This is a genomic window from Simplicispira psychrophila DSM 11588 (assembly GCF_000688255.1).
Lineage (GTDB): Bacteria > Pseudomonadota > Gammaproteobacteria > Burkholderiales > Burkholderiaceae_C > Simplicispira > Simplicispira psychrophila.
The window spans coordinates 1-8,215 of record NZ_JHYS01000030.1 but is presented as its reverse complement, the minus strand read 5'-3'; the positions used below and the strand labels follow the sequence as shown (position 1 = coordinate 8,215).

The 8,215-nt window shown below is 63.6% G+C and carries 8 protein-coding genes; 4 read left to right on the top strand and 4 right to left on the bottom strand.

Annotated features, from left to right (window positions below; all coding sequences use genetic code 11):
• Both Q390_RS0116840 and Q390_RS0116835 read right to left on the bottom strand, forming a co-directional pair.
• The coding region (locus tag Q390_RS0116840) for an SWIM zinc finger family protein (protein WP_027997111.1) at positions 1–1,206 on the bottom strand (1,206 nt) is incomplete at its 3' end.
• A 57-nt stretch (positions 1,207–1,263) separates the two neighbouring features.
• A complete protein-coding gene (locus Q390_RS0116835; protein WP_027997110.1) occupies positions 1,264–1,659 on the bottom strand; it encodes a thioredoxin family protein in 396 nt (131 codons plus the stop codon).
• A gap of 183 nt (positions 1,660–1,842) precedes the next feature.
• Here Q390_RS0116835 and Q390_RS0116830 point away from each other — a divergent pair, with 183 nt between their 5' ends.
• The 4 genes from Q390_RS0116830 (at position 1,843) to Q390_RS18865 (ending at position 6,347) form a co-directional block, all read left to right on the top strand.
• Entirely contained in the window at positions 1,843–2,700 is an 858-nt protein-coding gene (locus Q390_RS0116830; RefSeq protein ID WP_027997109.1) for a universal stress protein, read from the top strand.
• A 154-nt stretch (positions 2,701–2,854) separates the two neighbouring features.
• Complete coding sequence (locus tag Q390_RS0116825) at positions 2,855–3,832, top strand: TAXI family TRAP transporter solute-binding subunit (protein ID WP_084153982.1); 978 nt, start codon at positions 2,855–2,857, stop codon at positions 3,830–3,832.
• Entirely contained in the window at positions 3,829–5,898 is a 2,070-nt protein-coding gene (locus Q390_RS0116820; protein WP_211250510.1) for a TRAP transporter permease, read from the top strand. The genes Q390_RS0116825 and Q390_RS0116820 overlap by 4 nt, the downstream gene beginning before the upstream one ends.
• A gap of 5 nt (positions 5,899–5,903) precedes the next feature.
• Positions 5,904–6,347: a DUF1850 domain-containing protein gene (locus Q390_RS18865; protein ID WP_084153981.1), complete on the top strand. Its 444-nt coding sequence runs from the start codon at positions 5,904–5,906 to the stop codon at positions 6,345–6,347.
• Here the strand turns inward: Q390_RS18865 and Q390_RS0116810 are convergent.
• On the bottom strand, positions 6,322–7,794 hold the full coding sequence (locus tag Q390_RS0116810) for an RNB domain-containing ribonuclease (RefSeq protein ID WP_027997106.1): 1,473 nt from the start codon (positions 7,792–7,794) through the stop codon (positions 6,322–6,324). The genes Q390_RS18865 and Q390_RS0116810 overlap by 26 nt on opposite strands.
• A 126-nt stretch (positions 7,795–7,920) precedes the next feature.
• Positions 7,921–8,215: RNA-guided endonuclease InsQ/TnpB family protein (locus Q390_RS19745; protein WP_037473401.1), on the bottom strand; the 295-nt coding region annotated here is incomplete at its 5' end.

The window sequence follows — 8,215 nt, the reverse complement described above, 5'->3', positions numbered from 1 at the left end:
CAGCTCGGTCTGGTATTTTTTCACGACCTCACTGTTCAGCGTCGGCGCCCGAAGCAGCGCCTGCAACTGGCCGGAGTTGAGCGATCCGGCCTCCACCGGCCCGCACAGCGCACGCGCCGCATCCAGATACAAAGGCGGATGATTCAAGCACAGCTTGGCGCTGGTTTGGGCCAATTTCGGGCGCAAAGACCAGCTGCTGTCGGTCTTATCCTTCTCTTGGCCCTTCTCTTGGCCCTTCTCTTGGCCCTTCTCTTGGCCCTTCTCTTGGCCCTTCTCTTGGCCCTTCTCTTGGCCCTTCTCTTGGCCCTTCGCTTTGGCGCCGGGCGGCGCAGCCTCCTTCCACGTCCAGTCTAGCGCCAGCGGCTCGCCCCACTGCACCGGCGCATCCGACAGCTGATCGTTCAGGCTGATGAAGAGGCGCCCGGTGCTGGCCGCCTGCTGCAACACCTGCTGCCCGACGCTGCCCTGCGGCAGTACGCACAACAGGCTGTCGATGCTGCTGTAGTAATAACTCTGGACGCTGTGCCAACTCGGTAAGGCGCCCAGCAGTTGCAGCAGCGTGCGTTCGGACTCACTGGCGCGGTCGTAGGCCGCCTGGCCGGGCGCCGGCTGCACCGCAATGCGCTTGGGCTTGGCCCAGGCGCAGCCGCGTTTGATGTAAGACACCATGGCTTGCAAGCGCAGTGTGGGCTGGGAGGGCTTATCTTCACCCACCGACAGCACATACAGGTACTGCTCATGCCGATCCTTGGGTTGCAGCGGCGGTGGCGGCAAGGCTTGGGCGTTGGCGCGCTCCAGGTCTTGCAGCCAATGCAGCAGCAGGGTTTCCTTTTCTTTCTGCGCCGTCAGCTGCCATTGCCCGATCAGCTGCACTGCACTCAGCGCGGATCGACCGCCCTGCTGCGCCTCCAGCGCCAAGGCCACGCCATGTTTGCAATCGAAGCCGACCGGGCAGGAGCAGGTGCTCTCAAAGCAATTAACCTGTCCATCGGACAACAACTCCAGCTGCACCGAAACCCGATACGGCTGGCGTTGCGTGCCTTGCACCAGACCGGTGACCAGCCAATCGCACGCATCGTCGTCCTGCGCAGTCACTTCCAGCAGCCGCACGGCGCCTTGGCGCTGCAGCGGCACCCCACGCTGCCACGCGCCACCGTCGCACAGCTCCTGCAGCGAGGACGCATCAAACGATATTTTTTGCATCATGAATACAAGCCAAAAGCACCTCAAGCGCTTTACTGACAAGCGCTAATAGCTATCAAATTAAATTGCATATGCTGCGCGTACACGCTCAAACACTGCTTGGGCCACAGCCGACACCGCTTGCGCACGGGGCGGCTCAGTCTGCAGACTGGCCAGCAGCCGCGACAGCACCGACGCCTGCGGCAACAGCGCCCCCAGAAAGCGGGCATGGGTGCCATCGGCAATCAGCAGCGTCGGAAAGGTCTCCACATCCAAATCGCCCGTCACCTCATCCTCGTCTTCGATATCCACCCAGACAAAGCGTGCTTGCGGCAGCTGTTGCGCCAGCGCATCGAACAGCAGACGGTACTCGCCGCACACACGGCACCATTGGGCGCACAGGCACACCACCCACCAGACAGCAGGAGGCGGTATAGAAACAAGGGGCTGGGCTGGCCCTGCGGACGAAAGAGGCATGGTGGTGGTGGGTCAGAAATACGCCGCTCGCAGGCGGGGGCAAGCGCCAATGGTAGCGAGCCTGACGGTCACCAAAACAATAGCTACTTGCGCTTACTGATAAAGCATTTGCAGCCTGTTTCATTCAAACTACCCCTACAGCCCTTATACAAAGGGCATGCACCCCACCTCAGGAGCCACACCATGAGCCAAATTTATGCCTGCGTTGACGGCCTGCCCCCGACGGCTGCCGTGGTCGACTGGTCGGTCTGGGCCAGCCTGCGCCTAGGGGCGCCACTGCACCTGCTGCACGCGCTAAACCAGACCACCGAAATGCCCCCCGTGGGCGACTACAGCGGCGCCCTGGGCACCGAGGCGCAAGAAATACTGCAACAGCAACTGAGCACCCTGGACGCGCAGCGCTACAAAATCGCACAAGAAGTGGGCCGTCAGATACTCGATGGTGCTTGCGCGCGTGCCCGCAGCAGCGGCGTACCGGACGTGACGCACAGCCTGCATTACGGCGACTTGGTGGACACCCTGTTGTCGCTGGAAGCCGACGCACGCCTGTGTGTGCTGGGCGAAAACCACAGCGCCCATGCCCCGCGCAAGCTCTACCTGAGCCACCATTTGGAGCGCGTGGTACGCGCCATCCAGCGCCCGATCCTGGTCACCACCGCAGCGCCGTTTGCCCCGCCCGAGCGCTTTGTTTTGGCCTACGACGGCAGCGACACAGCGCGTAAAACGGTGGACATGGTGGCGCGCAGCCCGCTGCTGCAAGGCTTGCCAGCGTTGATCGCCATGGCCGCCGCCGACACTACCGCAGCCCATGCCGCCCTGGGCCAGGCGCAAGCCGTTTTGCACACCGCCGGCTTTGCCGTGACCACCACCTTGCTGGCCGGTGACCCTGAGCAAGCGCTACCCAAACTGCTCAAGACTCAAGGTGCAGCGCTGCTGGTGATGGGCGCCTACGGCCACTCGCGCATCCGCCAGCTGGTGCTGGGCAGCAGCACCACTGCACTGCTGCGCCTCAGCCCGGTGCCGGTGCTGGTGCTGCGCTGAGCACCCCTTCAGTTCAACCATTCCCTGATCTGTATCAGGGTGCTTACCAATAGACCGGCTGCCATGGCACGGCTAAGGTCGGTCGCTGCCCCACCAGAGCGCGAGCGCGCCTCCTGGCTGGAACCCCCTTGCAATTTTTCGGAGGTCTTTCCCCATGCCGCCACTTTGCCTTCCCGTCTCGCGCCGCACCCTGGTTCTGGGTGCTCTGGGCAGCGCTGCCCTGCCCTTCAGCCCGTTGGTGCTGGCGCAGCAGAAATTCATCAACATCCTCACCGGTGGCCAAAGCGGCGTGTACTACCCCATGGGCGTAGCGCTGTCACAAATTTACGGCAAGGCCATGCCCGCAGCCAAGGTGACGGTGCAGGCCACCAAGGCCTCCGCCGAGAACCTGAACCTGCTGCAGGCCGGGCGGGGCGAGATCGCCTTCACATTGGCCGATTCGCTGTCAGACGCCTGGAAGGGCGACAAGGAGGCCGGCTTTAACGCTCCTTTGACCAAGCTGCGCGCCGTGGCCGGCATCTACTCCAACTACATCCAGATCGTCGCCAGCGGGGACTCGGGCATCAAGACCATGGCCGACCTGAAGGGCAAGCGCATTTCGGTGGGCGCGCCCAAGTCGGGCACCGAACTCAACGCCCGCGCCATCCTCAAAGCTGCTGGCCTAAGCTATGCCGACTTTGCTAAGGTCGAATACCTGCCGTTTGGCGAATCGGTCGAATTGATGAAGAACCGCCAGCTCGACGTGACGCTACAGTCCGCCGGTCTGGGCGTGTCATCCATCCGCGATCTGGCCACCAGCGTCAAGATCGTCGTGGTACCGGTGCCCGCCGACGTCGTCGCCAAGGTCGGTGACGCCGCTTACCAAGCGGCCATGATCCCGGCCAACACCTACGACGGCCAGACCAGCGATGTGCCGACCGTGGCGATCCGCAATTTTCTGGTCAGCCACACTGGCGTATCAAATGACGACGCCTACCTGATGACCAAGAGCCTGTTCGAGAACCTGCCCACGCTGGTTGCCGCGCACAACGCCGCCAAGGCGATTCAGTTGGCATCGGCCATGCAGGGCACCACTGTGCCCTTTCACCCCGGCGCCGAGAAGTACTACCGCGAAGCTGGCATCCTGAAATGACAGCCTCCCCGCAGCCGATGGCGGTGCAGGCCGCCGCCGATGCCCAGCTGCAGGCCCCTGACGAAGGCGCGCCAGCCTTTGTCGGTGCGCTGTTCTGGGTGGCCGTCGCGTTTTCGGTGTTCCAGATCGTCACCGCCGCCTTCAGCCCGCTATCGAGCAGCGTGGTGCGCGCAGTACACGTCGGTTTTTTACTGCTGGTCACCTATGTGCTGTACCCGCCGCTGCGCCAGCAGTGGCTGGGCTGGGGCCTGGGCGCGGTGGCTTTTGCCACAGGTCTGTACCACTGGGTACTCGAGGCCGATCTGGTGCAGCGCGCCGGCGATCTCACCCGCACCGACATGCTGGTCGGCATCCTGGTGATTGCACTGGTGTTCGAGGCCGCGCGCCGCATCATGGGCATCGCGCTGCCGCTGGTCTGCGCCACTTTTTTGCTCTACGGCCTGTTTGGCCAATACCTGCCGGGCGTGCTGGCACACCGCGGCTACGGGCTCGACCAGATCGTCGGCCAGCTCGGCTTTGGCACCGAGGGCATCTACGGCACGCCGACCTATGTGTCCTCGTCGTACATCTTCCTGTTCATCCTGTTTGGCGCCTTTCTGGAGCAGGCCGGGATGATCACGCTGTTCACCGACTTTGCCCTGGGCCTTTTTGGCCACGCCAAGGGCGGTCCGGCAAAAGTGGCCGTGGTGTCGTCGGGGTTGATGGGCACCATCAACGGCTCAGGCGTGGCCAACGTGGTCACCACCGGGCAGTTCACCATTCCGCTGATGAAGCGCTTTGGCTACAAGGCTGACTTTGCTGGCGGCGTCGAAGCCACGGCCAGCATGGGCGGACAAATCATGCCGCCGGTGATGGGCGCGGTGGCTTTCATCATGGCCGAGACCATCGACGTGCCGTATGTCGAGATCTGCAAGGCCGCCGCCATTCCGGCGATGCTGTATTTCTTCACGGCGTTTGTCATGGTGCACTTGGAAGCCGGTCGGGCGGGTCTGCTGGGCATGCCCAAGGACCAGTGCCCGAATCCCTGGACCGCCATCCGCCTGCGCTGGTACCTGATCCTGCCACTGGCGGTGCTGGTGTGGCTGCTATTTTCGGGTTACACCCCGCTTTTTTCCGGCATGGTCGGACTGGCGCTGACGGTGGTGCTGATCTTTGGTGCCGCCATGGCACAGCGCTTTGGCACACGCGTGCTGCAGATCATTTTTTGGGTACTGATCGGGCTGGCGGCCTCGTCGTTCTTCCAATACGGCATTGGCGCCATCATTGCGCTGGCGTTGGGCATGGCGGTGGTGCTGTGGTTCGTCCAGGGCGGGCGCAGCACACTGAAGATGGCGCTGAACGCACTGGCTGAAGGCGCCAAGCACGCGCTGCCGGTGGGCGTGGCCTGCGCGCTGGTCGGCATCATCATCGGTGTGCTCACACTGACTGGCGCGGCCACGCTGTTTGCCGGCACCATCATCCAGCTGGGCCAGAGCAGCCTGTTCCTCAGCCTGGTGCTGACCATGCTGGTGTGCCTGGTGCTGGGCATGGGCATTCCGACGATACCGAACTACATCATCACCAGTTCGCTGGCGGCGCCGGCGCTGCTGGAGTTGGGCGTGCCACTGATCGTCTCGCACATGTTCGTCTTCTACTTCGGCATCATGGCCGACCTGACGCCACCGGTGGCGCTGGCCGCCTTTGCCGCCGCACCGATTGCGCGCGCCTCGCCGATGAAGATTGGTTTTCAGGCGATGCGCATTGCCATTGCCGGCTTTGTCATCCCCTACATGGCGGTGTATGCACCGGCGCTGATGCTGCAGGGCGGCAGCTGGGTGGACACCGGCTACGTGGTTTTCAAAGCCGTCGTTGCCATCGTTCTCTGGGGCGGTGCGGCAATTGGCTATTGGCTGACGCCACTGTCATGGCTGGCACGCCTCTGGGCACTGCTGGCCGCAGGCTTTCTGGTCACGGCACTGCCGCTGACCGACGAAATCGGCCTGGCCATGGCAGCGACACTCGTCGCCTGGCACCTGCTGCGCCGGCGCAGCACCGGCGGTGGCACCACGGCTCTGGGCGGAGCGTAGCGCCCATGGCAGCAGCAACGGTGGTGGGGCTGGTGGCGGCACTGTGCCTGTCAGCCGGCGCTCCCCCGCCCACCAGCGCGGCGGCCATCGCCACCACGCATTTCACCCTGCGCTGGCAACACTCGATTGAAAAAACCGCCTGGGAAGAAGACTACGTCATCGCCGGCGCATGGCTACTGCTCAGCGGTGCGCGCATCCACGGCTCGGGCGCGGGCATGGAGCCGCCGCCCGATGCAGTGCTGCAGGACGGCGTCTGGCACTATCACATCGCCGACCCGTGGCGCCGCTCGCTGGTACTGGCACGCTCGGAATTTGTCCGCGACTATGAACTGTGCGTGGATCAAAGCTGCCAGCCGCTGTCCCACTGGATCCCGGTAGCAGCGGGCACCACCAAGCTGCAAGCGTGTAAGGCAGCGCCAACTCTTATGTCACCCGCTCAAAGTCGATAAAACCGCGCTCGACATTCGCGCTCACCAGCTTCACGCGAATTTTTCGCCCCACGTCCAGCGAAATCTCTCCAGACAACAACAGGCCCTCGGCCGGAGGCGCCAGAGTGCGCACCCAGGTGGCGCTGTCGCTGCGGCCGGTGACGATGGCATCGAAAGTCTGGCCGATGAAGGGCTGCAGGTACATTGCCGCCTCGGACTTGCGCACGCTGCGCTCAACTTTTTGCGCCGCGTCCTCCTGGTGCGTACAGTGCACCGCCAGCGCCTCCAGCTCGGCCACGCCATAGGGCGAGCGCGCGCCCGACAGCAAGGCCTTGACCATGCGCAGGCTGATGAGGTCGGGGTAGCGGCGGTTGGGTGCGGTGGAGTGTGTGTAGTCGCGCACCGCCAAACCAAAGTGGCCAATCGGCTCGCGCTGGGGGTGCTCCACCACGTACTCGCCCGAGCCCATGAGTTTGATAATGACCAACGATAGGTCGGGAAAGCGCAGCGGGTCGGCCCTGCGCTGGCGCGCCAGAAAAGCCTCCAACGCGCGTGAGTCGGGCTCTTTGGGTAGCGCCTCACCGTATTTTTTGGCCACCTCGACGATGCGCAGCCAGCGCTCGGGCGAACGCACCACACGGCGCAGCGAGACCCCGCCGTGACTTGCCAAAAACTGCGCCGTACAGGTATTGGTGGCGATCATGAATTCTTCGATGAGCTGGCGCGCGCGGTTCTGCTCCTGTTGGTGCAGGTCCACCACACGCTCGCCATCGAACACCGCACGCGGCTGAAAGGTTTCCAGCTCCAGCGAGCCCTCGGCGCGCCGGCGCGCGCGCATGGTCTGCGCCACGGCGTCCTGCGTGCGCAGCTGCGCGTCCAGGCCGGGCACAACGCGCGCGGCCTCGGGCAGGTCGCCCGTGCCCTCGATCCATGCGGCCACGGCGTCGTAGGCCAGCTGGGCCTGGTTGCGCACCTGGGCGCGCTGCACGGTCGAATGGGTGACCACCCCTTCGGCATTGACCACCATCGCAGTGACGATGGCCAAGCGATTCTGGTGCGGGTTGAGCGAGGTCAGGTCGGTGGACAGGCGCTCGGGCAGCATCGGAAACACGCGCGCCGAGGTGTAGACCGAGGTGGTGTTGATATGCGCGTGCGTATCAATGGCCGATCCTTTCTTGACCAGTGCATCCACATCCGCCACGGCCACCCAAATCTTCACCGCGCCCCCGTCCAGTGGCTCGCAGGCCGTGAGCTGATCGAGGTCACGCGAGTCATCGTTGTCGATCGAGCACCACGGCAGGGCAGTGAGATCGAGGATGCGAGGGTCCGCATCCTGGCCAAGCCCGGTAATCGACGCCAGTTGCTGGAGCACGCTGGCCCCAAACTCGGGCTCCAGCCCTCGCTCGGTCATGGCATGGGTGGCTATGCGTACCAGATCGCGGCGGTGGTAGAGAGTGGCAGTGTCCATGGCGTAATGTAATGTCGTAATGTCGTAATGTCATGTTCATCAAGGCGCCCAAAAAGGCTCGGCCGCCGCCGGCCGCAGCACGCCAAACAAGGGCATAACCCAGCACGATTTGACATCCTCCCCGCCCTAAAGGACGGTGATTCCTGCTGCCAGACGGCGATGTCCCGCCGCGAGAATGTTCTTGGCTGCATTCGTGTCCCGGTCGTGTGCCGTGCCACATTCGCTGCAAGTCCATTCTCTTATTCCAAGTCCTGCTCTACCTTTCGGACTGCTGGCGGGAATAACTGCGCAGCACGAACAAGTTTGGGTTGTATAGCTTTCGCCCACTACCTCAAAGACAACACCGGCCTGATGGCTCTTGTATTCCAACATTGTCTTTAGCATGGCCCAGCCCGCGTCCAGCGTGCTCTTGGCCATCTTG